The organism is Microbacterium sp. NPDC058345 (genome assembly GCF_042723855.1).
Lineage (GTDB): Bacteria > Actinomycetota > Actinomycetes > Actinomycetales > Microbacteriaceae > Microbacterium.
Window position 1 is genome coordinate 356,749 of record NZ_JBHXIG010000003.1, and the last position, 26,147, is coordinate 382,895.

Sequence of the window (26,147 nt, forward strand, 5' to 3'; positions counted from 1 at the left end):
CCTCGCGCATCGTCGCGATCAGTGGCCGGCGTGCGCCGGCGCTTGCTCACTGTCGTCCTCGGGCTTGCGGATCACGAACGCGCCGGCGATCGTGATCGTCGCGATGACCGCGCCGATCGCCACGGCCGTCCGCGTGGCAGCCGCGACGGCGGTCGGCTCTTCCGTGCCGCCGCCCGCCGCGGCGACCGCCGTGAACGCCGCCATCATCACGGCGATGCCCGCCGCACCGGCGACCTGCTGAATGGTGCCGATCATGGCGCTGCCGTAGGAGTAGAACCGCGGCGTGAGCGACGCCAGGGACGCGGTGAACAACGGAGTGAACGACAACGCGAGGCCGATCGAGAGCAGCGTCTGCATCACGAGCACCAGCCACACCGAGGTGCCGACGGTCAGCGTCGTGTACATCCACAGCATCGCTGCGGCGAGGATCGAACCGGGGATGAGCAGCACCCTGGTGCCGTGCTTGTCGTAGATGCGGCCGATCACCGGGCCCAGCAGGCCCATCGCCAGCGCGCCGGGCAGCACGACGAGACCGGCGTTCATCGTCGGCAGCAGCAGCGCGTCCTGCAGGAACAGCGGGATGACCGTGATGCTGCCGAAGAAGGCAAGCGACAGCAGGAACATCTGCGTCATCGACAGCGAGAAGCCCTTCGACTTGAAGATGCGCAGGTCCAGCAGCGCGTCATCCTTCTTCTGCAGCGCGACCTGACGCCACAGGAAGACCACGAGCCCGACGACGCCGACCGCGAGCGCGATGGCGAGCGGCGCCCAGCTCTGCCCCTTGCCGAGGCCGCCGATCTGGCTGAGGCCGAAGACCAGGCCACCGAAGCCGAACGCCGACAGGATGACGGACAGCACGTCGATCGGAGCGCGGGTGGTCTCGCCGACGTTCGTGAGCCAGCGCCAGCCGATGAACATCGCCACCAGTGCGATGGGCAGCACGACGACGAAGATCGATCGCCACCCGAAGGTGTCGAGCAGGAAGCCGGACATGGTCGGCCCGATGGCAGGGGCGAGCGACATCACGACGCTGACCCGGCCCATCATCCGGCCGCGGGAGGCGGGCGGGACGACGTTCATCAGCGTCGTCATGAGCAGCGGCATCATGATGGCCGTGCCGGAGGCCTGCACGATGCGCGCGACCAGCAGCATCGGGAATCCCGTGGCGACCGCGGCCACGACGGTGCCGGCGGAGAACAGCGTGAGCGCACCGAGGAACATCTGCCGCGTCGTGAAGCGACGCAGAAGGAATCCCGTGGTGGGGATGACGACGGCCATGGTGAGCATGAAGGCGCTGGTGACCCATTGCGCCGCGATCGGCGTGATGCCGAGGTCGGTGATCAGGTGCGGGATCGCCATGCCCATCGTCGTCTCGTTGAGGATCGCGACGAAGGCGGCGGTCAGCAGCACCCAGATGACGGCCATGTCCTTGCGCGGGATGTCGCCGGAAGCGACGTTCTGCACGGGGGAGGGGCCGGTGTGGACGGCAGACATGGTTCTCCTCGAAGGTTCGTGCGGGATGTCTCGCGAGTGCGACAGAACAGCGTTACAGCGTAACCGGTGCCGTCGACACTTGGTTGCCTTTTTTCGTGCGGTTCTGCTGTCGGCGGAGCGCATTAGCCTGAGGGGATGAGCATGGGTGGCGGAGGACGCGGCGGGTTCCGCGGCGTCGATGAGCAGGCTCAGCGGCGTCTCAACGCCGAGGCGCCGGAGGTCGCCGGGCTGGGACGGCGCGTCGTCGCGCTCTTCACCCCCTATCGCGGCCGGCTCGTCGTGACGGCGCTGCTCGTGGTGCTCGGCGCCGGCCTCGCGGTGATTCCGCCGTTGCTCGTGCAGCGCATCTTCGACCACGCCCTCTTCCCGCTCGATGGCGCCGCGCCGGACCTGGGCCTGTTGACGATGCTGGTCAGCGTGATGATCGGCCTCTTCCTGCTCTCGGCCGTGCTGGGCGTCGTGCAGACCTGGCTCACCTCCACGGTGGGCAACGAGGTGACCGGCGATCTGCGGGTCCGGCTGTTCGAGCACCTGCAGGCGATGGAGCTCGGCTTCTTCACCCGCACCAAGACCGGGGTGATCCAGTCGCGGCTGCAGAACGACGTCGGTGGCGTCTCCGGTGTGCTGACGAACACGGTCACCAGCATCCTGGGCAACACCGTCACCGTGATCGCGTCGCTCGTGGCGATGGTGCTCATCGACGTGCGCCTCACGCTGATCGCGGTGATCATGATGCCGATCCTGGTGCTGATCCAGCGCAGGGTCGGGCAGGTGCGAGCGCGGATCGCCGGCGAGACGCAGGAGTCGCTCTCGGAACTGACCAGCATCACGCAGGAGACGCTGAGCGTGTCGGGCATCCTGCTGTCGAAGTCGTTCAACAGGCAGCGCACCGAGTCGGTGCGGTATCAGGGGGAGAACCGCAATCAGGTGCGCCTTCAGGTGCGCAGGGCGATGAGCGGTCAGGGCTTCTTCGCCGTCGTGCAGGTGCTGATGTCGAGTGTTCCCGCGGTGATCTACCTGGTCGCGGGTCTGTTCATCACCGGCGGCACGGAGACGATCACGGCCGGCGCGGTCGTGGCGTTCACGACGGTGCAGGCGCGACTGCTGATGCCGCTGATGGGGCTGATGCGCGTGGCGCTCGACCTGCAGACCTCGCGCGCGCTGTTCGCCCGCATCTTCGAGTACCTCGACCTGGTGCCGCAGATCGGCGACGCCCCCGACGCGATACGGGTCTCCGAGGCGCCTGGTCCCCGTGGCGCAGTCGAGTTCCAGGACGTGGTGTTCCGGTATCCGGATGCCGCGGCAGGCACGCGGCCGACGCTCGACGGCGTCTCGTTCATCGCTGAACCGGGCAGTCACGTCGCGTTCGTCGGGCCATCCGGTGCAGGTAAGACGACGATCCTGTATCTCGCCCCGCGGTTGCACGAGGCCAGTGGCGGACGGGTGCTGTTCGCGGGCGCCGATGTGCGCACGCTGACTCAGGAATCCATCATCGACGACATCGGGATCGTGTCACAGGAGACGTACCTGTTCCACGCGACGATCCGCGACAACCTGCGCTACGCCAAGCCCGATGCGACGGATGCCGAGCTCGAGGCGGCCTGCCGAGCGGCGAACATCCACCATGTCATCGCCGGTTTCGAGCGTGGATACGACACGGTCGTCGGGGAGCGCGGCTACCGGCTCTCCGGTGGTGAGAAGCAGCGGATCGCGATCGCGCGCGTGCTCCTGAAGGATCCGCCGGTGCTGCTGCTCGACGAGGCGACCTCGGCACTCGACACGGTGTCGGAGCGGGTGGTGCAGGGCGCGCTCGATGCGGCGGCGCGGGGCCGGACCACGCTGTCCGTGGCTCACCGACTGTCGACCATCGTCGGGGCTGACGTCATTCACGTCGTCGATGCGGGGCGGATCGTCGAGTCGGGCACGCATGCCGAGCTGCTCGCCGCCGACGGACTCTACGCGGCGCTCGCCGCCGAGCAGCTGGCGGCCGGCCGTGCGATCGAGGAGGCGTCCGGCTGATCGGACCCGGCATCATGCCGATGCGCGTGCCGGGCAGGAGCGGCGGCGCGCAGCGCCGTCGTGAGGGGGCGTGGGGATCAGTGCACGGACAGCCCGCCGTCGACGAAGAGCGAATGCCCTGTGACGTACGCGGATCCGGGGCCGGCGAGGAAGACGGCGGCGGCGGCGAAGTCCTCGGGCAGCCCGTTGCGGCCGATCATCGTGCGCGCCGCGAGCTCGGCGATCGTGGCCTTGTCTTCCTGCAGACGCGCGTTCAGCGGGGTGAGGACGAAGCCCGGGACGAGCGTGTTGCTCGTCACCCCGGTACCGCCCCACGCCTCTGCCTCGCTGCGCATGAGGGATTCGACCGCGCCCTTGGAGACGCCGTAGATGCCGCTCGACACGAACGCGCGGTGCGCCTGCTGCGAGCTGATGTGGATCAGCCGTCCGTACCCGCGCTCGACCATCTTCGGGGCGAAGCGCTGCCCGAGCAGGAAGGGCGCGAGAGAGTTGACGGTGAGCGTCGCGTCCCAGTCCTCCTCGGTGATCTCTGCCATCGGGGGCCGGATGTTGATCCCCGCCGAGTTCACGAGGATGTCCGGCTCGCCGAACGGCTCGACCACCCCGTCGGCGACTGCGCGGATGCCGTCGCGGGTCCTCAGGTCGCCGGGCACGCCTGCGGCGCGGCATCCCGCGTCCGTCAGGGCGCGCACGGTCTCGTCGATGCGGTCGGCGCCGCGCGCGACGATGACGGTCGCGGCTCCCGCCTTGGCGAGTGCGGTGGCGATGGCGCGGCCGATGCCGGATGACCCGCCGGTGACGACCGCGGTGCGGCCCTGCAGCGAGAAGAGCGAATCCAGGTATGCGTTCACATGATCACCAGGTCAGGGCCGCCGTGAGCGACGGGTCGGGCGCAGCGTGCGCGAACTCGGGAAGCGCACGCAGCGCCTCTTCGAAGGCGTCGAGTGCGATGGCGTAGGCCGGGTCGGGATGCTCCGCGGCGATGCGGCGCAGTGGGGGAAGATCCATCGCGAGGATCAGCGCGAGCCGGGATCGCACCGCCGCCGAGTTCCCCGCCGCTCGCAACACGCCGATGCCGCCCAGCAGCGCCGTGGTGTAGTCGTGCAGCACGGGCAGCCGATCCTTGCCCTGGGTGATGGAGGTGCCGTCGGGACGGACTCTCCACTGCACGACGACATCGGGGATCACGTCGAACGACCGGGCGTTCGTGTACATGCGCTGGGCGACGATCTGATCCTCATAGGCGACGTTCTCGGGAAAGCGCAGGTCCGCCCACAGCTCGGTGCGGCTGAGCTTCGACCACGCCACGATGTTCGCCGACGCGTCCGGGTGCTCGGTGAGAGTGACCCCGAGCCGCCGCGGCGACGTCGCCCTCGCGACCCACGGCTGCACGCGACCGGGTCGGTAGACACCGTCGGCCAGCCGGCTGCGCACATAGGCGCCGGCGACGAAATCGCTGCCGGATTCGTCGAGGGTGTCGAGCCAGAGGCGCAGTGCACCCGCCGTCAGCTCGTCATCGGCGTCGAGGAATCCGACGAAGGGCGTGTCGACGAACTGGATGCCGATGTTCCGGGCGGCCCCGAGGCCCCGAGCCTCGTGGTGATGCAGCACGGTGAATCGCGGATCGGATGCGGCGGCATCCGCGAAGACCGCTTCGGTGTCGTCGATGGATCCGTCGTCGATGAGGATCGCCCGCCAGCGCTGCTCGGTCTGCGCCTGCAGGGAGGCGATCGCCGCGGGGGCGTATCCGGCGACATCGCGCCCTGGCACGATCATCGTCACGAGCGCGTCCACGCCCCGAGTCTATTCCGCCGCACACACCGTGGATCTGCCGCGGACCGCAGGTTACGGAGAGCACGGTGGCGGGGTACTCTGCCAGGCATGTCATCGCTGTCTTCCACTGCACTCGACTGGCTGCTCGATTCCGATCCCGCGCTGCGCTGGCAGGTCGAGCGCGACCTGCTGCAGGCGGAGCCCGAGCGCTGGCAGGCGACCCGCGCCCGGGTGGCGACCGAGGGCTTCGGTGCGGCGATCCTCGCTCATCAGCAGGACGACGGGCAGTGGGCAGGCGGCGCGTACTTCCCGTCGCAGGAGTTCGCGGGGGACGGAGTGATCGCCCGTCAGCCAGACCAGCAGCCGTGGGTCGCGACGACGTGGGCCTTGAAGGATCTGCGCGATCTCGGGCTCGATCCGTCGGTCCTCGCCGGCACCGCCGAGAAGCTCGCCGAGAACAGCCGCTGGGAGTATGACGACCTGCCGTACTGGGGCGGGGAGATCGACGTCTGCATCAACGCCCTCACCCTCGCGACCGGCGCGTGGCTGGGCGCCGACGTCTCCGCGATCGCGGCGTGGTTCCCGGCGCACCGTCTGGCGGACGGCGGGTGGAACTGCGAGGCGGAGGAGGGAAACTCGGTGCGATCCTCGTTCCACTCGACGCTCAACGCCGTGGTGGGCATGCTGGCCTACGAGCGGCTCACCGGCGACGAATCGCTGCGCGACACTCGCCACGGTGGCGAGGAGTACCTGCTCGAGCGCCGACTGATGCGCCGGCTGTCCACCGGCGAGACTGTGGGCCCCTGGGTGACCGACTTCATCGCTCCTCGCCGCTGGCAGTACAGCGCGCTCGCGGCACTCGATCACTTCCGGGAGGTGGCGCTGTTCGAGCGCACGCCGCCCGATCCACGGCTCGCCGAGGCGGTCGGTGCGGTGCGTGCCGCGCGGCGCGACGACGGCACCTGGCTGCAGGGCGACGCGCACGGCGGAGCGGTCTGGGTCGAGATCGACGTTCCACCAGGCGAACCCTCCAAGTGGCTCACGCTGATCGGCACGCGCGTGCTCGACTGGTGGGACACCTCGCCCGGGGCCTGACCGCCCTTCGCCCGATCGCTCCGGAGGGATGCGGCGCCGTCCGGGGATCCTTACCGGACCGTGCCCTCGGTCAGGACGTTCCGACGGCGGCGACGGCGTCCGCGACGAGAGCGGCGAGGCGCCCGGCTGCGCTCTCGGGCAGCACCGTGCGGCCGAACGTGAAGCGCACCGCCGTCTGGGCGACCTCGGCGGGGACACCCAGCGCCAGGAGCACGGGCGAGGGTTCGTCGCTGCCGGCGGCGCAGGCCGACCCGCTGGACGACACAATGCCGCGACGCTCCAGTTCGAGCAGCACCGCCTCGCCGCTGGTGCCGGCGAATGTGAAGCTCGCCAGGTTCGGCAGCCGGTGGTCGGGCGACCCGGTGAGCGCGGCGGAGGGAACGGCGGCCAGAACGGCGGTGATGAAACCGGCCGTGGTCGCCGCGATCGCAGCGGCGTCCTTCGCGCGTTCGGCCTCGGCGAGGTCGACGGCGGTGGCCAAAGCCACGGCCCCGGCGACGTTCTCGGTGCCGCTGCGTCGGCCGCGCTCCTGCCCTCCGCCGTGCAGCAGCGGCTCGAGGGCGACGCGCGATCGCACCGCGAGAGCGCCGGTGCCCTTCGGCGCGCCGAGCTTGTGGCCGGCGACCGAGATCGCGTCGACCCCGGCGTCCCTCCCGAGCGGGCGCAGATCCTCCCATCCGGCCGACTGCACCGCGTCGACGTGCACGGGAACGTGCCGCTCGTGCGCGACGGCGATGAGGGCGGCGGCATCCTGCACGGTGCCGACCTCATTGTTCGCGTGCGCGAAGCTCACCAGCGCGGTGTCGTCGCGCAGCGCGGCCGCGAGATCATCGGGGCCGACCCGGCCCTGCGCGTCGACGGGCAGCAGCGTGACCTCGGTGGCATGCAGCCGCCGCAGGTAGTCGGCCGACTCCAAGACCGACTCATGCTCGATCGGAGTGGTGATCAGGTGACGCCGGTCACCGCCGAGCACGATGCCCTTCACCGCGAGGTTGTTCGCCTCGGTGCCGCCCGACGTGAAGATCACATCGCCAGGGCGCATCCCGAGCGCTCCGGCGACCCGCGCTCGAGCCCACTCCAGCGCGTCGGCCGCCGCTTCGCCCACCGAATGATGACTCGACGGGTTGCCGAACACGTCGGACAGATAGGGCCGCATCGCCTCGAGCACCTCCGGGCGCACGGGCGACGTCGCGGCGTGATCGAGATACAGCACGCCCGTCAGCCGATCCGCACGTCCAGGCCGAGGTCGAGGGCGCGCGCGGAGTGGGTCAGCGCACCCACCGAGATCACCTGCACCCCGGTCTCGGCGATGGCGCGCACGGTGTCGAGGCCCACTCCGCCGGACGCCTCGGCGGTCGCTCTTCCGTCGATCAGCGCGACGCCCGCCCGCAGCTCGTCCAGCGAGAAATTGTCGAGCAGCACCGTGTCGGCACCGCCGTCGAGCACCGCGGGGATCTGATCGAGCCGGTCGACTTCCACCACCACGTGCGTGGTGTGCGGCAGGCGCGAGAGCGCCTCCCGCAGCGCGGGGGCCAGGTCCTGACCGCTCTGCCGCAGCACCGCGAGGTGGTTGTCCTTCGCCATCACCGCATCCGACAGCGACCGCCGGTGGTTGCTGCCGCCACCCGACACCACCGCGTGGCGTTCGAACTCACGCAGTCCCGGTGTGGTCTTGCGCGTGTCGGCGATGCGCACTCCGGTGCCCTCGACGGCGTCGACGTAGGCGGCGGTGAGCGTGGCGATGCCGCTCATCCGCTGCGTGAAGTTCAGCGCCACGCGCTCCGCGGTGAGGATCGCGCGCGCCGGCCCCCGCACCGACGCGAGCACGTCACCGGCCTTGAATCGGTCGCCGTCCGCGACGTGCAGGTCGATCTCGATGCCGGCATCGGTCACCGTGAACGCGGTCGAGAGGACGTCGCCGCCGCTGAACACGCCGGGCTCGCGGGCGACGAGATCCGCGGTCGCCCGCGCGTCGGCGGGCAGCAGCGCCGTGCTCGTGAGGTCACCCCAGGGGGCGTCCTCCTCGAGTGCGGCGCGCACCGTGCGGTGCAGGGTGGCGAGCGTGATCATGCGGCTCCGATCAGGGTGGGCTGCGGCGCGAGACGGAAGTGCGCGCCGAGCGATGTGGTGCGTGCGAGGGCGGCGGATGCGACGGCGCGGGCGACGTCGAGGAGGTTGGCGTCCTCCTGCTCCGCTGCCGTCTGCGGCTGAGGAGCGCGCCATACGTCGAGCACGCGCACGGCGCGTTCGAGACCGGCGTCGTCACGCAGCAGCCCGACCTGGTCCCACATCAGCCGCTGCAGCGCGGAGCGCGAGAAGGGTTCAGCACCGTTCCCATCGGGAAGAGTGTCGCTTTCGCGCCCGGAAACCGACACTCTCTGCGACGGGAGCGGTCGGTCGGCGGCGTTGGCGGCGAACGGCGCGTCGAGCGCTTCGGCGAGACGGGCGCCGAAGACCGCTCCTTCGAGCAGGGAGTTCGACGCGAGTCGATTCGCCCCCTGCACGCCGGTGCGGGCCGTCTCGCCGACCGCCCACAGGCCGGGGATCGTGGTGCGGCCGTCGACGTCGGTCACCACGCCGCCCATCAGGTAGTGCGCGGCGGTGGCGACGGGAACCGGGGTGCGGCTCCAGTCGATGCCCCGGCGGTGCAGCTCGGCATCGATGGTGGGAAAGCGGGTGCGCAGCGTGTCGCCGCCCAGCATCGTGGCGTCGAGCAGCACGGGCGAGTCCTGAGCGAGTGCCTGACGGACCACCGCGCGTGCCACGACGTCCCGCGGGGCGAGTTCACCGTCGGGGTGGGCGTCGAAGGCGAAGCGGCGTCCGTCGGCATCTCGCAGCACGGCGCCCGCCCCGCGCACGGCCTCGGAGATCAGGAACGGCTCGCCCGCGGCCAGCACCGTCGGGTGGAACTGCACGAACTCCAGATCGGCGACCGCGGCGCCGGCGCGCAGCGCCATCGCGATACCGTCGCCCGTGGTGCCGGCCGGGTTCGTGGTGCAGGCGTAGAGCCTGCCCGCTCCGCCGGTGGCGAGCACGACGGCATCCGCCGCGATCTCGGCCCCGCCGAGCAGCCGGATGCCGCGCACGCGGCCCCGACCGAGCAGCAGCTCGGCGGCGAAGGCGCTCTCGCGCACCCGGATGCCGCTCGCGCCCATTCGGGCGACCAGCGCGTCGGAGATCACCCGCCCGGTCGCGTCGCCGCCCGCGTGGGCGACGCGCGGAACACTGTGCGCGGCTTCGAGCCCGCGCGCGACCGCACCGTCGGCATCGCGATCGAACACGACCCCTGCGTCGACGAGAGCGGCGAGCGCCGCCGTCGCACCGTCGACCAGCGCCGCGATCGCGACCGGGTCGCCGTGTCCGTCGCCGGCGTGAATCGTGTCGAGCGCGTGCAGGGCGGGTGAGTCGCCGGGGCCGTACGCGCCCGCGATGCCTCCCTGCGCATGCGCGGTGCATCCGTCGCCCAGTGAGCCCTTGACGACGACCTCGACGGTATGCCCGAGCGCATCGGCGCGCAGCGCTGTGGTGAGACCGGCGACACCGGCGCCGACGACGAGCACCTTCATCGCGGCCTCGCCGCCAGCATCCGCTCGAGCGCCACCCGCGCCGGCTGCGCGACGTCGTCCGACACGCGGATGCGGTTCGGGGTGCGCCCTGCCACCAGCTCCTCGAGCACCCAGGCGAGATAGCCGGGATGGATGCGGTACATCGTCGAGCACGGGCAGACGACCGGGTCGAGGCAGAGGATCTCGTGCTGCGGATACTGCGCGGCCAGTCGGCGCACGAGATTGATCTCGGTGCCGATGGCGAAGGCGCCCGGCTCGGTGGCCGCATCGATCGCCTTGCGGATGTAGTCGGTGGATCCGGCCTCATCGGCGGCGTCGACGACCTCCATCGGGCACTCCGGGTGCACGATCACGCGCACGCCGGGCTGCTCGGCCCGCGCCCTGTCGATCTGGTCGACCGTGAACCGCCGGTGCACTGAGCAGAAGCCGTGCCATAGGACGACCTGTGCGTCGGCGAGCTCGGCGGCCGAGGAGCCGCCCAGCGGACGACGGGGGTTCCACATCGGCATCCGGTCGAGCGGCACGCCCATCGCCTTCGCGGTGTTGCGGCCGAGGTGCTGGTCGGGGAAGAACAGCACGCGCCGTCCGCGGGCGAACGCCCACTCCAGCACGGTGCGCGCGTTCGACGAGGTGCACACGATGCCGCCGTGCCGCCCGACGAAGCCCTTGATCGCGGCGGAGGAGTTCATGTAGGTCACGGGGATGACCGGCAGCATCCCGTCGGCATCCGTCTCGTCGAGCGGGCCGAGCACCTCCGCGAGCTGTTCCCAGCAGTCCTCGACCTGGTCGATGTCGGCCATGTCGGCCATGGAACACCCGGCGGCGAGGTTGGGCAGGATCACCGCCTGGTCGGGTGAGGAGAGCAGGTCGGCCGTCTCGGCCATGAAGTGCACACCGCAGAACACGATCGCCTCGGCATCCGGATGCTCCAGCGCCGCGTTCGCGAGCTGGAAGGAGTCGCCGACGTAGTCGGCGTGGCGCACGACCTCCTCGCGCTGGTAGAAGTGCCCGAGCACGACGACCCGGTCGCCGAGTGCCTGCTTCGCGGCGCGGATGCGCGCGTCGAGCTCGTCCTCGCTCGCCTCGCGGTACTCGACGGGGAGTTCGCCCTGCCGCGGTGCGCCGGTGGGGATGACGTCGCCCATCGACGAACCGGGGCCGTACCCGGGGCGCGCGTCGAAGTCCCAGGGACCCGCTGCGAGATCGGTGCTGCAGGCCGATTCGGTGGACGCGCCGCCGACGATCGCCTGAAGCGCGTGGTCGACCGAGGGGTCGATCGGTCGGACGGGGATCGTGGGGATGGACATCGCGCGCCGCCTTCTGGTCATTTCGACACTTACTCTGCCCGAACAGATTATGTCGATCTGACCAGAAGTGCAATCCGCCGGCCGGCCGCGTCGCCGTGCAGGCGTCCGATCTCCCGGCGTCCGTACCGGGGTGCGGCCGGGTGACGTACGGTCTCAGGCGTCGGCGACGTACCGGTACAACCGGGCGGGGCGGTGCTTGCCGGTGCGGAACGACTCCGTCGGCACCAGCTCGTCCGAGCCCTCCAGCAGCCGGCGGAAGTTCGACGGATCCAGCCGGCGGCCCAGAACGGCCTCGTAGACCTCTCTCAATTCGGTGAGGGTGAACTCGTCGGGGAGCAGTCCGGCGGCGATGCGGCTGTACGCCACCTTGTTCCGCAGCCGGTCGAGGGCATAGTCCGCGATGCGGTTGTGGTCGAATGCGAGCGGCGGCAGCGCGTCGACGTCGAACCACTCGACGTTCTCGGGTGCGCCCACCGCGGCGCGCTGCGCGTCGACGAGGTCGGACCGCAGCAGCGCCCAGTAGACGATGGAGATCACCCGCGTGGGTGCGCGGTCCACGTCGCCGAACGAGTACAGCTGCTCGAGGTAGCTCGGCTTGAGGGCGGTGGTGTCGGCGAGTGTGCGGGATGCCGCGCTGTCGAGATCCTCGGCGGGGTCCAGCCATCCCCCGGGAAGCGCCCAGGCGCCGCGGTACGGCTCGCGGGTGCGGCGCACCAGCGGCAGCATCAGGCGATCACCGTCGGGGGCGGTGCGCAGTGAGAAGATGACCGTCGACACGGCGATGCGGATCGCGTCGTTCTCGCCCGTCGTGCCTGTCACATCGACGAGCCTAGAGGGTCGGCGCCCCCCGGCCGCGAGCAGCCGGCATGACGGCGCGCGCCGCACCGTCGGCCGCTATGCTGGAGGCCTAACTGAACACAGGCCGTACGACCTGTGCGGGAGAGCCCGGTGATCGCAGCCGGGCACCGAAGGAGCAAGCCTCCCCGCCAATCTCTCAGGTACCCCTACCGTGCCGGTCCGGCCACTCTGAAAAGCGATTCCGCGCGCCGCGGGGAATCCGCCGACGGTGAAAGCCCCACTCCTCACGAGGCCGGGCGAAACTCTCAGGCCCGATGACAGAGGGGGAGTTCCGAGGATGACGATGACGCCGTCCTGCCCGACCCACACCGGGAGAACTCCGTGACCGAACCCCGCTACACCCCGCTCCGCGCGCGACACGAGGCGCTGGGCGCCTCCTTCACCGACTTCGGCGGCTGGCAGATGCCGGTGCGCTACACGTCGGATCTCGCCGAGCACCACGCCGTGCGCGAGGCCGCCGGCATGTTCGACATCTCGCACATGGCGGAGTTCACGGTCGAAGGCCCGGATGCCGCGGGATACCTCGACTACGCCCTCGCCGGGCGCCTGTCGGCGATGGCGGTCGGCAAGGCCAAGTACTCGCTGCTGCTCGCCGAGGACGGCGGAATCATCGACGACGTCATCGTCTACCGTCTGGCTGACGACGAGTTCCTGATCATCTCGAACGCCGGCAACCGGGATGCCGTGTCCAGCGCGCTCTCCGACCGGGTCCGGCCGTTCATGCGCGATCTGGAGTCTGCCGACGACGCCGAAGAACGTCGTGGGGTCGGGGTCTCCGACGTCTCGGACGCGTACGCGCTGATCGCCGTGCAGGGCCCCGCCGCCGAGCAGATCCTCACCGGGGTCGCCGGCATCGCCGACATCAGCATCCCCTGGTCCGAGCAGAAGTACTACGCCTGGGCGAGCGCGACCTTCGCCGGCAAGCCGCTGCTGCTGGCGCGCACCGGGTACACCGGCGAGGACGGCTTCGAGCTGCTCGTCGCCGCGGAGGACGCCGAGACGCTGTGGGACGCCGTGCTGGCGGCCGGCGAGGGCGAGGGGCTCGTGCCCGCGGGTCTCGCCGCTCGAGACACCCTGCGGCTCGAGGCGGGAATGCCGCTGTACGGCCATGAGCTCTCCCGCGAGACCAAGCCCGCGCAGGCGGGCCTCGGCCGTGTCGTGGTGACCGACAAGGAGCGCTTCGTCGGCAAGGATGCGGTGATCCCGGCATCCGACGCACGCGTGCTCGTCGGCCTCGCCGCCGAGGGGCGCCGTGCGGGCCGTGCCGGCTACGCCGTGGTCACCGAGGACGGCGCCGTCCTCGGTGAGATCACGAGCGGGGCGCTGAGCCCCACGCTCGGCCATCCGATCGCGATGGCGTTCGTCGATCCCTCCTCTGCCGAGGAGGGCACCGCCGTATTCCTGGATGTGCGCGGAACGAAGATCCCCGCGACCGTGACCGCCCTGCCTTTCTACCGGAGGAAGAAATGACCGATCTGACCGCCCTGAAGTACAGCGAAGAGCACGAGTGGGTCGCCGCCGACGGCGCGACCGCGACGGTCGGCATCACCGACTACGCCGCTGACGCCCTCGGTGACATCGTGTTCGTGGAGCTGCCCGACGTCGGCACCGAACTCAGCCGCGGCGATGTGTTCGGCGAGGCCGAATCGACCAAGTCGGTCTCCGAGCTCTACGCTCCCGTCGCCGGCACCGTCGCCGAGGTCAACCAGGCCGTCGTCGACGACCCGTCGCTGCTGAACTCCTCGCCGTTCGAGGACGCCTGGCTGATCAAGGTCACCGTCGCCGACGACGCCACCGACGGCCTGCTCGACCGCGACGCGTACCTCGCACTCACGGAGGGCTGAGAGTGGCCTCGTTCGCCGATCGTCACATCGGAACCACCGCCGAGGCGCAGCGGCACATGCTCGACGCGCTCGGCGTGGCCTCCGACCTCGAGGACTGGAGCCCGGTCGAGGCGCTGATGCGCCAGGCCGTGCCCGCGTCCATCTTCACGGATGCCGGTGAGTCCGGCATCCCGCGTGCCGCCAGCGAGGCCGAGGCGCTCGCCGAACTGCGTGCCCTCGCGGCGCGCAACACGGTGAACCGCCCGATGATCGGGCTGGGCTACTACGGCACGTTCACCCCGTCGGTCATCCAGCGCAACGTGCTCGAGAACCCGTCCTGGTACACCGCGTACACGCCGTACCAGCCGGAGATCTCGCAGGGCCGGCTCGAGGCGCTGATCAACTTCCAGACGATGGTCTCCGATCTGACCGGGCTCTCGACCGCGAACGCGTCGATGCTCGACGAGTCGACGGCCGTCGCCGAGGGGATGCTGCTCGCGCGGCGCGCATCCAAGGCGAAGTCAACCGTGTTCGTCGTCGACGCGGATGCGCTGCCGCAGACCAAGGCGCTGCTGCGCACTCGCGCCGAGGCCGTCGGCATCGAGCTCGTGGAGCGCGATCTCGCCGCCGGTGAGACGCTGCCGGAGGAGCTGTTCGGCGTGTTCGTGCAGTACCCGGCCGCATCCGGCCGTGTGTGGGATCCGACGGCAGTGATCGACGCCGCCCACGTGGCGAACGGCATCGCCGTCGTCGCCGCGGACCTGCTGGCGCTCACCCTGCTGCGCTCCCCGGGCTCCCTCGGCGCCGACGTCGCGGTGGGCACCACCCAGCGTTTCGGCGTGCCGATGGGCTTCGGCGGTCCGCACGCCGGCTACATGGCCGTGCGCGCCGGTCTCGAGCGTCAGCTGCCCGGCCGCCTCGTCGGCGTCTCGGTCGACGCGGTCGGCTACCCCGCCTACCGGCTCTCGCTGCAGACCCGCGAGCAGCACATCCGCCGCGAGAAGGCGACGTCGAACATCTGCACCGCCCAGGTGCTGCTGGCCGTGATGGCCTCGATGTACGCGGTCTACCACGGCCCGGACGGACTGCGCGCGATCGCCGCCGAGGTGGCGGGCAGGGCCGCGCTGCTGCGCGACTGGCTCGCCGAGGCCGGTGCCGAGATCGTGCACGACGCCTTCTTCGACACCCTGAACGTGCGGGTCCCGGGGGGTGCCGAGGCGCTCGTCGCGAGGGCGCACGCCGATGGCATCCTGCTGCGCCTGGTCGACGCCGACACCGTGGGCATCGCCGTGGACGAGACCACCACCTTCACCGACCTGCACCGCGTGGCCGTGCTGTTCGGCGGCAAGGAGGAGCGGGTGTTCGGCTTCTTCGGCGCGGGTTCCACCGGTGCCCTGCCGGAGGCACTGCTGCGTGACGACGAGTACCTCACGCATCCGGTCTTCCACGTGCACCGCTCCGAGACCGCCATGATGCGCTACCTCAAGCAGCTCGCCGACCGCGACTACGCGCTCGACCGCGGCATGATCCCGCTGGGCTCGTGCACGATGAAGCTCAACGCCGCGACCGAGATGGCGGCGATCACCTGGCCGGAGTTCGCGCAGCTGCATCCGTTCGCTCCGGCATCCGATGTCGAGGGCTCGCTCGCGATGATCGACCAGCTGGAGGCTTGGCTCGCCGAGGTCACCGGGTACGACGCGGTCTCCCTGCAACCGAACGCGGGCTCGCAGGGCGAGCTGGCCGGTCTGCTCGCCATTCGTGGCTACCACCACGCCAACGGCGACGTCCACCGTGATGTGTGCCTCATCCCGTCTTCGGCGCACGGCACCAATGCCGCATCCGCCGTGCTGGCCGGGATGAAGGTCGTCGTCGTCGCGACCGACGATCTCGGCAACGTCGACCTCGACGACCTGCATGCCAAGATCGCCCAGCACGCGGACGCGCTGTCGGCCCTGATGATCACGTATCCGTCCACGCACGGCGTGTACGAGGAGCAGGTGACCGCGATCACCGCCGCCGTGCACGATGCCGGCGGGCAGGTGTACGTCGACGGGGCGAACCTGAACGCGCTGCTCGGCTACGCGCGCTTCGGCGATCTGGGCGGAGACGTCTCGCACCTCAACCTGCACAAGACCTTCGCCATCCCGCACGGCGGCGGCGGCCCCGGCATCGGACCGGTGGCGGCCAAGGCGCACCTCGCGCCCCACCTGCCCGGTCACCCGCAGGCGCAGAAGCGCGAGCACGCCGGCGGTCACGTGTTCGAGGGCGGTCCGGTCTCGGGGGCGCCGTACGGCTCGGCGGGCGTGCTGCCCATCTCGTGGGCGTACGTGCGGATGATGGGGGCCGAGGGGCTGCGCCACGCCACGGCCGCCGCGGTGCTCTCGGCGAACTACATCGCCGCGCGCCTGGCCGATCACTACCCGGTGCTGTACACCGGCGAGCAGGGTCGCGTCGCGCACGAGTGCATCCTCGACCTGCGCCCGCTCAGGGAGGCCACCGGCATCACCGTCGACGACGTCGCCAAGCGCCTCATCGACTACGGCTTCCACGCGCCGACCATGTCGTTCCCGGTCGCGGGCACGCTCATGGTCGAGCCGACGGAGTCGGAGGACCTGGGCGAGATCGATCGCTTCGTCGAGGCGATGATCAGCATCAAGGCCGAGGCGGATGCCGTGGCGGCCGGCCGCTGGCCGGCGGATGACAACCCGCTGGTGCATGCCCCGCACACCGCGGCGTCTCTGATCTCGGGGGAGTGGAACCACGCGTACACCCGCGAGGAGGCCGCCTACCCGGTGACCGCGCTGGTGGCGACGAAGTACTGGCCGCCGGTGCGTCGCATCGATCAGGCCTACGGCGATCGCAACCTCGTCTGCGCCTGCCCGCCGGTGGAGGCTTTCGCCTGACATCCGTGCCCGAAGCACCCCCGTCGCCGACCCGGCGACGGGGGTATTTCGGTTAAGGGTCAATAACAGTTGCGTCACTGTCGACGTTGTTGCCCCGGGTCGATCTAGGATCGGACCATGAGCGTGCTCGACGACGAGCGCGTGCTTGTACCGGTCCACAGGAGGACACAGTGAAGCGCAACAAGATCACACTCGCGGGCCTCGCGCTGCTCGCGGCGGGTGCCCTGGCACTCTCCGGATGCGCGGGAGGCGGCGACAACCCCGATTCGGGCGAGGGATCGTCCGGTGCGGATGCGAGCGCCATCATCAAGGTGAACGGCACGGAGCCGCAGAATCCGCTGATCCCGACGAACACCAACGAGGTGGGCGGCGGCAAGATCCTCGACGCCATGTTCGCCGGCCTCATCGGCTACGCGGCCGACGGGTCGGTGTTCAACGACGTCGCCGAGGAGATCACGGTCGACGACCCGCAGCACCTCACCGTGAAGCTGCGCAAGGGCCTGACGTTCACCAACGGCGAAGAGGTCACCGCCGACAACTTCATCAAGGCGTGGAACTACGGCGCGCTGGCCTCGAACGAGCAGCTGTCGAGCTACTTCTTCGAAGACATCGAGGGCTTCAGCTACGACGAGGACTCCGAGCTCACCGGACTCGAGCAGGTCGACGAGCACACCTTCACCATCGCACTGAGCAAGCCGGCCTCGGACTTCGCCCAGCGCCTCGGCTACTCGGCGTACTACCCGCTGCCCGACGTCGCCTTCGAGGACATGGAGGCGTTCGGTGAGAACCCGATCGGCAACGGCCCGTACATGCTCGACGGTGAGGGTGCATGGCAGCACGACGTGAGCATCGACCTCGTCGCCAACCCCGACTACGATGGCCCGCGCACGCCCGCCAACGGCGGCCTGAACATCGTGTTCTACGCATCTCAGGACTCGGCGTACGCGGATCTGCTGGGCGGCGAGCTCGATGTGCTCGATGCGATCCCGGACTCCGCGTTCGGCAACTTCGAGTCCGACCTCGGTGACCGCGCGGTCAACCAGCCGGCGGCGGTGTTCCAGTCGTTCACCATCCCGGAGCGCCTCGAGCACTTCGGCGGCGAGGAGGGCAAGCTGCGCCGTCAGGCGCTGTCGATGGCGATCAACCGCGAAGAGATCACCGATGTGATCTTCCAGGGCACCCGCACGCCCGCGAGCGACTTCACCTCGCCGGTGATCGACGGCTGGAGCGACAGCCTCGAGGGCGCGGAGGTGCTGGCCTACAACGCCGAGGAGGCCAAGGCGCTGTGGGCTCAGGCCGACGAGATCAGCCCGTGGAGCGGTGAGTTCCAGATCGCGTACAACGCCGACGGCGGCCACCAGGCCTGGGTCGACGCCGCGGTGAACTCCATCAAGAACACGCTGGGCATCGAGGCGTCGGGCGCACCGTACCCGACGTTCGCCGAGGTCCGCGCCGAGGTCACCGACCGCTCGATCCAGACGGCCTTCCGCACCGGCTGGCAGGCGGACTACCCGGGTCTGTACAACTTCCTGGGACCGCTGTACGCGACCAACGCCGGATCCAACGACGGCGACTACTCGAGCGAGGAGTTCGACCGGCTGCTCGCGGAGGGCATCGCCGAGACCGACCCCGAGGCGGCCAACGCGCTGTTCCAGGACGCGCAGGAGGTCCTGCTGCAGGATCTGCCGGCCATCCCGCTGTGGTACGCGAACGTCGTCGGCGGCTACGCCGAGACGGTCGACAACGTCGAGTTCGGCTGGAACTCGGTGCCGCTGTTCGAGCAGATCGAGAAGAAGGCGGAGTAACCCTTCGAGACGAGGCGGTGGTGGTCTCCACCACCGCCTCGTCGTCCGTCGTCGCCGCACCCGTGCGTCGCCGTTCTCTTCGGCGAAACGGAATGCTGCGGCTCTCTGTCTGCCCTCGAGGCGCGTTCTGCGCGCACTCGCACCCGAAGGGAGGTCGAGGGTGGCCTTTTACATCCTCAGACGGATCCTGCAGGCGATCCCGGTGTTCCTCGGCGCCACCCTGCTGATCTACTTCATGGTCTTCGCGATGCCGGGAGACCCCATTGCGGCGCTGTTCGGCGATCGTCAGCCGAACCCTGCTCTGCTCGCGCGGCTCCGCGCGGAGTACCACCTCGATGAGCCGTTCATCGCGCAGTACTTCCACTACATCGCCGGCATCTTCCGGCTCGACTTCGGCACGAGCTTCTCCGGTCAGCCCGTGATCGACATCCTCGCCCGGACGTTCCCGGTCACGCTGCGCCTGGCCGTGATGGCGGTGGGCATCGCCTTCGTGCTCGCGATCATCATCGGCCTTTTCTCCGCGCTGGGAAAGGGCGGCCTCTTCGACAACTCGATGCTCGTGGTGGCGTTGATCTTCATCGCCGTTCCGATCTTCGTGCTCGCCTTCCTCGCGCAGTACTTCCTCGCCGTGCAGCTGGGCTGGTTCCGGCCGACGGTCGGCGGGCGCAACGACTGGGGGGATCTGTGGCTTCCGGCGTGGGTGCTCGGATTCAGCGTGTACGCCACGAGCATGCGCCTCACCCGCGCCTCGACGATCGAGACCCTCGGGCAGGACTGGGTGCGCACGGCCTACAGCAAGGGACTGTCGCGCAGTCGGGTCATCCCGGTGCACGTGCTGCGCAACTCGCTCATCCCGATGGTCACCGACCTCGGCACCGTCTTCGGCATCCTCATGGTCGGCGCGACGGTCACCGAGGGCATCTTCAACGTGCCGGGCGTCGGCAACACCCTCTACCAGGCGATCATCCGTGGGGAGAACCCGACGGTGGTGTCGTTCGTGACGGTGTTCGTCGTCGTGTACGTGCTCATCAACATCGTCGTGGACCTGATCTACGGCCTGCTCGATCCGAGGATCCGCTATGTCTCGACCTGATCTCAACGCGGAGCACTACGTCGCTCCGGCCGACACCACCTCGGTGCCCGTGGACGTGGTTCGCATCGATGCCAAACGCAGCAACCTCTGGCTGGACGCCTGGCGCGACCTGCGCCGTCGCCCGATGTTCTGGATCTCGGCGGCCTTCGTTCTGCTCGTGATCATCGTGGCTCTTGTTCCCTGGCTGTTCGCCTACGTGCCGCCGAACAACGGGTGTCAGCTCGCGGACAGCAACGGCGGTCCGAAGGCCGGCCATCCGCTCGGGTTCACCCGCCAGGGGTGCGACGTTTACTCGCGGGTGGTGTGGGGTACCCGCACGTCACTCATCGTCGGCGTTCTCGCCACCCTGATCAGCACGATCATCGGCGTGGTGATGGGCGCACTGGCCGGGTTCTACGGCGGCTGGCTCGACTCGGTGCTGTCGCGCGTCGGCGACATCTTCTTCACGATCCCCTACATCATCGCCGGCATCGTGGTCATGTCGGTGCTGCCGGAGCGCAACGAGCTCGTGCTCGCCTTCGCGATCGGCGGATTCGCCTGGGCGTCGACGGCGCGCATCATGCGCGCCGAGGTGCTGCGGGTGAAACAGGCGGACTTCGTCATGGGCGCCGAGGCCGTGGGCATGTCACGCTTCAAGACCCTGCTCGTACACGTGCTGCCGAACGCGATGGCTCCCGTGATCGTGGTCGCGACGCTCGCCCTCGCCGCAGCGATCGTCGCCGAGGCGACGCTGTCGTTCCTCGGCGTCGGCCTGGGCAGCGGCACCATGTCGTGGGGCAATGACATCAGTCAGGCTCAGACCAACATCCGCACGGCGCCGATGGCGCTGTTCTGGCCGTCGCTGGCCCTCACCGTCACCGTGCTGGCGTTCGTCACGCTCGGTGAACTGCTCCGCGACGCCGTCGATCCGAAGGCGAGAGCACAGCGATGAGCGAGCCGCTCCTGAGTGTCCGCGACCTGAGGGTCGCATTCCGCAGCGACAAGAAGAACCGCGAAGTTCTGCACGGCGTGAGCTTCGACGTGAACGCGGGAGAGACGGTGGCCATCGTCGGCGAGTCCGGCTCGGGCAAGTCGACCACGGTCGCGGCGATCATCGATCTGCTGCCCGGCACCGGGACGGTGACCGACGGCAGCATCCTCCTCGACGGCAAGAACCTGGTGACCGCGAGCCGCGTCGATATGGAGCGCATCCGTGGTCGCGAGATCGGCTACGTTCCGCAGGACCCGATGTCGAACCTCAACCCGGTGTGGTCGATCGGCTTCCAGGTGAAGGAGGCCGTCCGCGCGAACGGGCTCGCGCAGGGACGACGTGAGGTGCATGAGCGCGCGGTGGAGGTGCTCCAGCAGGCCGGACTGCAGGATGCCGCGCGCCGGATGCATCAGTTCCCGCACCAGTTCTCCGGCGGCATGCGCCAGCGCGCTCTCATCGGTATCGGGCTGGCCGCCGATCCGAAGCTGCTCATCGCCGACGAGCCGACCAGCGCGCTCGACGTGACGGTGCAGCGGGTGATCCTCGATCATCTGGCATCGCTCACCAGCGAGCGCGGCACGTCGGTGCTGCTGATCACCCACGACCTCGGTCTCGCCGGCGAGCGCGCCGACCGGATCATCGTGATGAATCGGGGCGAGATCGTGGAGGCCGGTCCGAGTGCCGAGATCCTCTCCAATCCTCGGCATCCCTACACGCAGCGACTGGTCGCCGCGGCACCCAGCCTCGCCTCGAAGCGCATCGGCGCAGGCGCGCACAGTGGTGCGGATGCCGGCGGCGCGCCGGCCGTGGTCGAGGTGCGTGATCTGACCAAGGAGTACACGATCCGCACCGGCGGGCTGAGTCACGAGAGGTTCCTCGCGGTGGACGGCGTGTCGTTCTCGATCCCGCGCGGCAAGACGCTCGCCCTGGTCGGGGAGTCCGGTTCGGGCAAGTCGACCGTGGCGAAGATGCTGCTGCAGCTGGAGAAGCCGACGGATGGTGAGATCCTCGTCGACGGCGCGGCGACGAGCACGATGTCGCGGGCCGACGTGTTCCGGCTGCGCCGCCGCATGCAGCCGGTGTTCCAGGACCCCTACGGATCGCTCGACCCGCTGCGCAGCATCGGGAGTCTCATCTCCGAGCCGCTGCACGTGCATGGCATCGGCACCCGTGAGGAACAGCACAAACGGTCGCTCGAGCTGCTCGATCAGGTGGCGCTGCCGCGCGAGCTGGCGTCGCGGTATCCGAACGAACTGTCCGGTGGGCAGCGTCAGCGTGTCGCCATCGCGCGCGCGCTCGCTCTCAAGCCCGACATCGTGGTGCTCGACGAGGCGGTCTCGGCGCTCGACGTGCTGGTGCAGGACCAGATCCTGCAACTGCTGTCGGATCTGCAGGACGAGCTCGGTCTGACGTACCTCTTCATCACCCACGACCTCGCCGTCGTGCGCGTGGCCGCCGACATGGTCTGCGTCATGGAGAAGGGCCGCATCGTCGAGCAGGGCACCGTGGACGACATCTTCGCGAACCCGCAGGAGGAGTACACCCGGCGACTGCTGGACGCGATCCCGGGTGCGACGCTGCCGATCGGCGGCGCCGGCCTGTGAACGCGTAGGCTTCCGGCATGGCAGAGCATTCGCCTGCGACCGGCACGGCCACCACCGCATCCCCGAACCGGGGCGGGGTGGCGCTGCTGGTCGTCTGCGCCGTGCTGGCGGTGGTGATGCTCGTGGATGCCGTCGCGCGCGCCGGCATCGGCAGGGTGCTGCTGCTGGCCCCCTGGCTGCTGCTGGTGCTGTGGGCGGTGTACGTGTTCGGGGTGGCCACGCGCATCCGGATGCGTCCCGACGGCGTGCTGGTGCAGAATCTGCTGCGGCGCACGTTCGTGCCCTGGCATCACGTGGTGCGGATCGACATGCGGTGGCAGGTCGAGTTCCGGCTCGACGACGGCAGCGTCCTGACCAGCCTCGGCGGTCCGGTGCGCCGCCGGCCGCAGCGACTCGGCCCAGGCCGCACGCGCGAGGACGCAGGCGGCGCAGCGGATGACATCGTCGCCGCGATCCGCCGCGCGAAGGCCGAGGCGGGCGCGTCGGGGCGTGCGGGGGCGACGGAGAGCGCAGATGCGCCGGTACGACGCTCCTGGGATCTGGCTGCGATCCTGGCGTTGCTGGCCCTGGCCGGCTGGGCTGCCGCCGCAGTGATCGTCGCCTATGGATGATGTCCACGGAACCTTCATAGGCTCGGCTGATTGGCTGAGACCATGAAGTGTCCTGCAGATGGTTCCACCCTGGTCATGAGCGAGCGCAGCGGCATCGAGATCGACTACTGCCCGCAGTGCCGTGGCGTGTGGCTCGATCGCGGAGAGCTCGACAAGATCATCGAGCGCTCGGTGTCGGCTCCGCAGCCGCAGGCGGCGTCGGCGCCCGATCGCTTCGCTCCGCCCGCGTACGAGCAGTCGCGCTACGACGCGCAGCCGCGTTACGACGACCGATCGCGGCACGACGACCGCGGTCAGCGCCCGCATCGCCGCAAGCGTGAGAGCTGGCTGAGCGAGCTCTTCGACTGAGCGGGATTCGACCCATCCGGCTCAGCCGGGCAGGCCGAACAGCGCCGGCCACAGGGCAGCCGCCCAGGGATAGCCGACGAACGCGGCCGCGTCGATCAGGAAGTGTGCCACGAGGAAGGGCAGCAGCCGACCTGTGCGCAGGAACAGCCAGCCGAACAGCAGCCCCATGGCGAGGTTGCCGATGAAGGCCCCCGGCCCCTGGTACAGGTGGTAGCAGGCCCTGAGGATGCTGGTCGCGAGGATGATCGGCCACGGTCCCCAGCCCAGCTGCCGCAGCCGGGCGAACAGGTAGCCGAGCACGACGAACTCCTCCTGGATCGACGCGCGCGCGGCCGACAGCAGCAGGATCGGCACCGTCCACCAGTGCGCATCGAGCCCCGCCGGGTTCACCGCCACGAACAGCCCGAGGGCCCGCCCGGCGAGGTACAGCGCGAGTCCGGGCACGCCGATCGCGAGCACCAGCAGCACGCCGGCGCCGACATCCCGCACGGGCTTGTCACCGCGCAGGCCGAGAGCGCCGAGGTGCGGGCGTGAGCGCTGCCAGAGCAGGAAGCACACCAGCAGCACGGGCACGACCGAGAAGCCGATGGAGAGGAGCTGGTAGACGAGGTCGAAGATCTCGCGGTCGCTGCGCGAGGGGTTCAGCGTCGTCGTCTGCTGAGCCAGCGGAGTGGAATCGGTCAGCCGGTACGCGAGCTGCACGATCGCGTACACCGCCGACTGGCCGAGGCCGAGGGCGAGCACGATGGCGATCTCCCACCACAGGCGGGAGCGGGTCGGCGCGGATGCGGGGGAGGACACAGCCCGATCGTACGGGTGATGCCGCTCAGGGGCCGGTCAGCGGGCATACGTTATCCTGAAACGTCGGCATCCCGGCGCATCCCACACATCCTCTTAGGACATCTGAATGGCGCACGCCCTCCGCTCTGACCTCCGTAACGTCGCGATCGTCGCTCACGTCGACCACGGCAAGACCACCCTCGTCGACGCGATGCTCCGTCAGACCGGCTCGTTCGGCGAACACGCTCATGTCGAGGAGCGTGCGATGGACTCCAACGACCTGGAGCGTGAGAAGGGCATCACGATCCTCGCCAAGAACACGGCGATCACCTACAACGGCGAGCACACCGACCGGCCCATCACGATCAACGTCGTCGACACCCCCGGCCACGCCGACTTCGGCGGCGAGGTGGAGCGTGCCCTGTCGATGGTCGACGGCGTGGTGCTGCTGGTGGATGCGAGCGAGGGTCCGCTGCCGCAGACCCGCTTCGTGCTGCGCAAGGCGCTCGAGGCGAAGCTGCCCGTGATCCTGCTGGTGAACAAGACCGACCGCCCCGACGCCCGCATCGCGGAGGTCGAGGAGGAGGCGCACGACCTGCTGCTCGGCCTCGCGTCCGACCTGGTCGACGACGTGCCCGACCTCGATGTCGACGCGCTGCTCGACGTACCCGTGGTCTACGCCTCCGGCCGCGCCGGCGCAGCATCCGCCCACCGCCCCGCGAACGGCAAACTGCCCGACAACGACGACCTCGAGCCGCTGTTCGAGGCCATCCTCGAGCACGTGCCGGCACCGTCGTACGACGACGAGGCGCCGCTGCAGGCATGGGTGACGAACCTCGACTCCTCGTCGTTCCTCGGCCGTCTCGCCCTGCTGCGCGTCTTCAACGGCACGCTGAAGAAGGGTCAGACCGTCGCGTGGGTGCGCCAGGACGGCACCACCCAGAACGCGCGAATCACCGAGCTGCTGATGACGAAGGCGCTCGACCGCTACCCGGCCGAGTCCGCCGGCCCCGGTGACATCGCCGTGATCGCCGGTTTCGCCGACATCATGATCGGCGAGACCATCGCCGATCCGGTGGACGTGCGTCCGCTGCCGCAGATCACGGTCGACGAGCCGTCGATCTCGATGACGATCGGCACCAACACCTCGCCGCTGGTCGGCAAGGTCAAGGGCCACAAGCTCACCGCCCGCATGGTGAAGGATCGCCTCGACCGCGAGCTGATCGGAAACGTGTCGATCCGCGTGAACGACATCGGTCGCCCCGACGCCTGGGAGGTGCAGGGGCGCGGCGAGCTGCAGCTCGCGATCCTCGTCGAGAACATGCGGCGTGAGGGCTTCGAGCTCACCGTCGGCAAGCCGCAGGTCGTCACCCGCAAGGGCGAGGACGGCAAGGTGCAGGAGCCCTACGAGCACCTCACGATCGATGTCCCTGAGGAGCACCTCGGTGCCGTGACCCAGCTCATGGCCAACCGTCGTGGACGCATGGACAACATGATCAACCACGGCACGGGCTGGATCCGCATGGAGTTCATCGTGCCGTCGCGCGGCCTGATCGGCTTCCGCACCGAGTTCCTCTCGATCACCCGCGGCACCGGCATCGCCAACGCGATCTCGCACGGCTATGACGCCTGGGCCGGTTCCATCGTCGCCCGCCAGAACGGCTCGATCGTCGCCGACCGCGCCGGTGTCGTGACCCCGTTCGCCATGATCGCCCTGCAGGAGCGCATGTCGTTCTTCGTGAAGCCGACCGAAGAGGTCTACGAGGGCATGGTCGTGGGAGAGAACTCGCGCGCCGACGACATGGATGTGAACATCACCAAGGAGAAGAAGCTCACCAACATGCGCTCCGCGACCGCCGACTCGTTCGAGTCGATGACGCCGCCGCGGATCCTGTCGTTGGAGGAGTCGCTCGAGTTCGCCCGCGAGGACGAGTGCGTCGAGGTCACGCCCGAGGCCGTGCGCATCCGCAAGGTCATCCTCGACCAGACGATCCGCGGACGCGAGGCCTCGCGCCTCAAGCGTCAGGACGCGAACGCCTGATCGGCCGTTTCGCGACGAAGGCCCTGGCTCACGCCGGGGCCTTCGTCGTCTCTCCGC

The 26,147-nt window shown here is 69.7% G+C and carries 21 protein-coding genes and 1 riboswitch; of the genes, 12 read left to right on the forward strand and 9 right to left on the reverse strand.

Features of this window, described 5'->3' with window-relative positions; all coding sequences use genetic code 11:
• Positions 1-18 precede the first annotated feature (18 nt).
• Positions 19-1,494: an MDR family MFS transporter gene (locus tag ACFWH5_RS13395; RefSeq protein WP_378835317.1), complete on the reverse strand. Its 1,476-nt coding sequence runs from the start codon at positions 1,492-1,494 to the stop codon at positions 19-21.
• Between the two features lie 141 nt (positions 1,495-1,635).
• Here ACFWH5_RS13395 and ACFWH5_RS13400 point away from each other — a divergent pair, with 141 nt between their 5' ends.
• Positions 1,636-3,513, forward strand: a complete 1,878-nt coding sequence (locus ACFWH5_RS13400) for an ABC transporter ATP-binding protein (protein WP_378835795.1) — start codon at positions 1,636-1,638, stop codon at positions 3,511-3,513.
• Between the two features lie 77 nt (positions 3,514-3,590).
• Here the strand turns inward: ACFWH5_RS13400 and ACFWH5_RS13405 are convergent, their stop codons facing one another.
• Both ACFWH5_RS13405 and ACFWH5_RS13410 read right to left on the reverse strand, forming a co-directional pair.
• Positions 3,591-4,364, reverse strand: coding sequence for an SDR family NAD(P)-dependent oxidoreductase (locus tag ACFWH5_RS13405; RefSeq protein ID WP_378835319.1), 774 nt, complete (start codon positions 4,362-4,364; stop codon positions 3,591-3,593).
• A gap of 4 nt (positions 4,365-4,368) precedes the next feature.
• The gene (locus ACFWH5_RS13410) at positions 4,369-5,307 is read right to left on the reverse strand and encodes a glycosyltransferase family 2 protein (RefSeq protein ID WP_378835322.1); all 939 of its coding nucleotides are present in this window, start codon (positions 5,305-5,307) and stop codon (positions 4,369-4,371) included.
• An 87-nt stretch (positions 5,308-5,394) separates the two neighbouring features.
• Between ACFWH5_RS13410 and ACFWH5_RS13415 the strand changes: the two genes are divergently transcribed.
• Positions 5,395-6,381: a squalene cyclase gene (locus ACFWH5_RS13415; protein WP_378835324.1), complete on the forward strand. Its 987-nt coding sequence runs from the start codon at positions 5,395-5,397 to the stop codon at positions 6,379-6,381.
• Between the two features lie 70 nt (positions 6,382-6,451).
• Here ACFWH5_RS13415 and ACFWH5_RS13420 read toward each other — a convergent pair whose 3' ends face one another.
• The 5 genes from ACFWH5_RS13420 to ACFWH5_RS13440 all read right to left on the reverse strand — a co-directional run bounded on the left by ACFWH5_RS13420 (position 6,452) and on the right by ACFWH5_RS13440 (position 12,073).
• The gene (locus ACFWH5_RS13420; RefSeq protein ID WP_378835326.1) at positions 6,452-7,594 is read right to left on the reverse strand and encodes a cysteine desulfurase family protein; all 1,143 of its coding nucleotides are present in this window, start codon (positions 7,592-7,594) and stop codon (positions 6,452-6,454) included.
• A gap of 5 nt (positions 7,595-7,599) precedes the next feature.
• The gene (gene nadC, locus ACFWH5_RS13425) at positions 7,600-8,451 is read right to left on the reverse strand and encodes a carboxylating nicotinate-nucleotide diphosphorylase (RefSeq protein ID WP_378835329.1); all 852 of its coding nucleotides are present in this window, start codon (positions 8,449-8,451) and stop codon (positions 7,600-7,602) included.
• A complete protein-coding gene (gene nadB / locus ACFWH5_RS13430) occupies positions 8,448-9,947 on the reverse strand; it encodes an L-aspartate oxidase (RefSeq protein WP_378835331.1) in 1,500 nt (499 codons plus the stop codon). Before nadB ends, nadC begins: the two co-directional genes overlap by 4 nt.
• A complete protein-coding gene (nadA, locus tag ACFWH5_RS13435; RefSeq protein ID WP_378835333.1) occupies positions 9,944-11,254 on the reverse strand; it encodes a quinolinate synthase NadA in 1,311 nt (436 codons plus the stop codon). The genes nadB and nadA overlap by 4 nt, the downstream gene beginning before the upstream one ends.
• A 153-nt stretch (positions 11,255-11,407) precedes the next feature.
• Positions 11,408-12,073 carry an NUDIX domain-containing protein gene (locus ACFWH5_RS13440; RefSeq protein ID WP_378835336.1) on the reverse strand — a complete coding sequence of 222 codons (666 nt, stop codon included), beginning with the start codon at positions 12,071-12,073 and terminating at the stop codon, positions 11,408-11,410.
• A gap of 107 nt (positions 12,074-12,180) precedes the next feature.
• A riboswitch (glycine riboswitch) is annotated at positions 12,181-12,274 on the forward strand.
• Positions 12,275-12,433: 159 nt separating this feature from the next.
• On the opposite strand from ACFWH5_RS13440, the gene gcvT reads away from it, so the two are divergent.
• The 9 genes from gcvT to ACFWH5_RS13485 all read left to right on the forward strand — a co-directional run bounded on the left by gcvT (position 12,434) and on the right by ACFWH5_RS13485 (position 23,269).
• Positions 12,434-13,582: a glycine cleavage system aminomethyltransferase GcvT gene (gene gcvT / locus ACFWH5_RS13445; protein ID WP_378835338.1), complete on the forward strand. Its 1,149-nt coding sequence runs from the start codon at positions 12,434-12,436 to the stop codon at positions 13,580-13,582.
• Positions 13,579-13,956, forward strand: coding sequence for a glycine cleavage system protein GcvH (gene gcvH, locus ACFWH5_RS13450; RefSeq protein ID WP_378835340.1), 378 nt, complete (start codon positions 13,579-13,581; stop codon positions 13,954-13,956). The genes gcvT and gcvH overlap by 4 nt, the downstream gene beginning before the upstream one ends.
• Before the next feature lie 56 nt (positions 13,957-14,012).
• Positions 14,013-16,838: an aminomethyl-transferring glycine dehydrogenase gene (gcvP, locus tag ACFWH5_RS13455; protein WP_378835797.1), complete on the forward strand. Its 2,826-nt coding sequence runs from the start codon at positions 14,013-14,015 to the stop codon at positions 16,836-16,838.
• 170 nt (positions 16,839-17,008) lie between these two features.
• On the forward strand, positions 17,009-18,643 hold the full coding sequence (locus ACFWH5_RS13460; RefSeq protein ID WP_378835342.1) for an ABC transporter substrate-binding protein: 1,635 nt from the start codon (positions 17,009-17,011) through the stop codon (positions 18,641-18,643).
• A gap of 160 nt (positions 18,644-18,803) precedes the next feature.
• Complete coding sequence (locus tag ACFWH5_RS13465; protein ID WP_378835345.1) at positions 18,804-19,736, forward strand: ABC transporter permease; 933 nt, start codon at positions 18,804-18,806, stop codon at positions 19,734-19,736.
• Positions 19,723-20,667, forward strand: coding sequence for an ABC transporter permease (locus ACFWH5_RS13470; protein ID WP_378835348.1), 945 nt, complete (start codon positions 19,723-19,725; stop codon positions 20,665-20,667). Before ACFWH5_RS13465 ends, ACFWH5_RS13470 begins: the two co-directional genes overlap by 14 nt.
• Positions 20,664-22,310, forward strand: a complete 1,647-nt coding sequence (locus ACFWH5_RS13475; protein ID WP_378835351.1) for a dipeptide ABC transporter ATP-binding protein — start codon at positions 20,664-20,666, stop codon at positions 22,308-22,310. The genes ACFWH5_RS13470 and ACFWH5_RS13475 overlap by 4 nt, the downstream gene beginning before the upstream one ends.
• 17 nt (positions 22,311-22,327) lie before the next feature.
• Complete coding sequence (locus ACFWH5_RS13480) at positions 22,328-22,921, forward strand: PH domain-containing protein (RefSeq protein WP_378835352.1); 594 nt, start codon at positions 22,328-22,330, stop codon at positions 22,919-22,921.
• Positions 22,922-22,963: 42 nt separating this feature from the next.
• Positions 22,964-23,269 carry a zf-TFIIB domain-containing protein gene (locus tag ACFWH5_RS13485; RefSeq protein ID WP_378835799.1) on the forward strand — a complete coding sequence of 102 codons (306 nt, stop codon included), beginning with the start codon at positions 22,964-22,966 and terminating at the stop codon, positions 23,267-23,269.
• Positions 23,270-23,290: 21 nt separating this feature from the next.
• Here the strand turns inward: ACFWH5_RS13485 and ACFWH5_RS13490 are convergent, their stop codons facing one another.
• Positions 23,291-24,070 (reverse strand): CPBP family intramembrane glutamic endopeptidase, encoded by a 780-nt coding sequence (locus ACFWH5_RS13490; protein WP_378835355.1) that lies wholly within the window; start codon positions 24,068-24,070, stop codon positions 23,291-23,293.
• Between the two features lie 106 nt (positions 24,071-24,176).
• On the opposite strand from ACFWH5_RS13490, the gene typA reads away from it, so the two are divergent.
• Positions 24,177-26,090, forward strand: a complete 1,914-nt coding sequence (typA, locus tag ACFWH5_RS13495) for a translational GTPase TypA (RefSeq protein WP_378835357.1) — start codon at positions 24,177-24,179, stop codon at positions 26,088-26,090.
• Positions 26,091-26,147 lie beyond the last annotated feature (57 nt).

Excerpts from the sequence above, each read along its gene's own strand:
- ACFWH5_RS13395 (WP_378835317.1), bottom strand. The coding sequence starts at position 1,494 with ATGTCTGCCGTCCACACCGGCCCCTCCCCCGTGCAGAACGTCGCTTCC.
- ACFWH5_RS13400 (WP_378835795.1), top strand. The coding sequence starts at position 1,636 with ATGGGTGGCGGAGGACGCGGCGGGTTCCGCGGCGTCGATGAGCAGGCT.
- ACFWH5_RS13415 (WP_378835324.1), top strand. The coding sequence starts at position 5,395 with ATGTCATCGCTGTCTTCCACTGCACTCGACTGGCTGCTCGATTCCGAT.
- nadC (WP_378835329.1), bottom strand. The coding sequence starts at position 8,451 with ATGATCACGCTCGCCACCCTGCACCGCACGGTGCGCGCCGCACTCGAG.
- nadB (WP_378835331.1), bottom strand. The coding sequence starts at position 9,947 with ATGAAGGTGCTCGTCGTCGGCGCCGGTGTCGCCGGTCTCACCACAGCG.
- nadA (WP_378835333.1), bottom strand. The coding sequence starts at position 11,254 with ATGTCCATCCCCACGATCCCCGTCCGACCGATCGACCCCTCGGTCGAC.
- gcvH (WP_378835340.1), top strand. The coding sequence starts at position 13,579 with ATGACCGATCTGACCGCCCTGAAGTACAGCGAAGAGCACGAGTGGGTC.
- gcvP (WP_378835797.1), top strand. The coding sequence starts at position 14,013 with ATGCTCGACGCGCTCGGCGTGGCCTCCGACCTCGAGGACTGGAGCCCG.
- ACFWH5_RS13470 (WP_378835348.1), top strand. The coding sequence starts at position 19,723 with ATGTCTCGACCTGATCTCAACGCGGAGCACTACGTCGCTCCGGCCGAC.
- ACFWH5_RS13475 (WP_378835351.1), top strand. The coding sequence starts at position 20,664 with ATGAGCGAGCCGCTCCTGAGTGTCCGCGACCTGAGGGTCGCATTCCGC.
- ACFWH5_RS13480 (WP_378835352.1), top strand. The coding sequence starts at position 22,328 with ATGGCAGAGCATTCGCCTGCGACCGGCACGGCCACCACCGCATCCCCG.
- ACFWH5_RS13485 (WP_378835799.1), top strand. The coding sequence starts at position 22,964 with ATGAAGTGTCCTGCAGATGGTTCCACCCTGGTCATGAGCGAGCGCAGC.
- typA (WP_378835357.1), top strand. The coding sequence starts at position 24,177 with ATGGCGCACGCCCTCCGCTCTGACCTCCGTAACGTCGCGATCGTCGCT.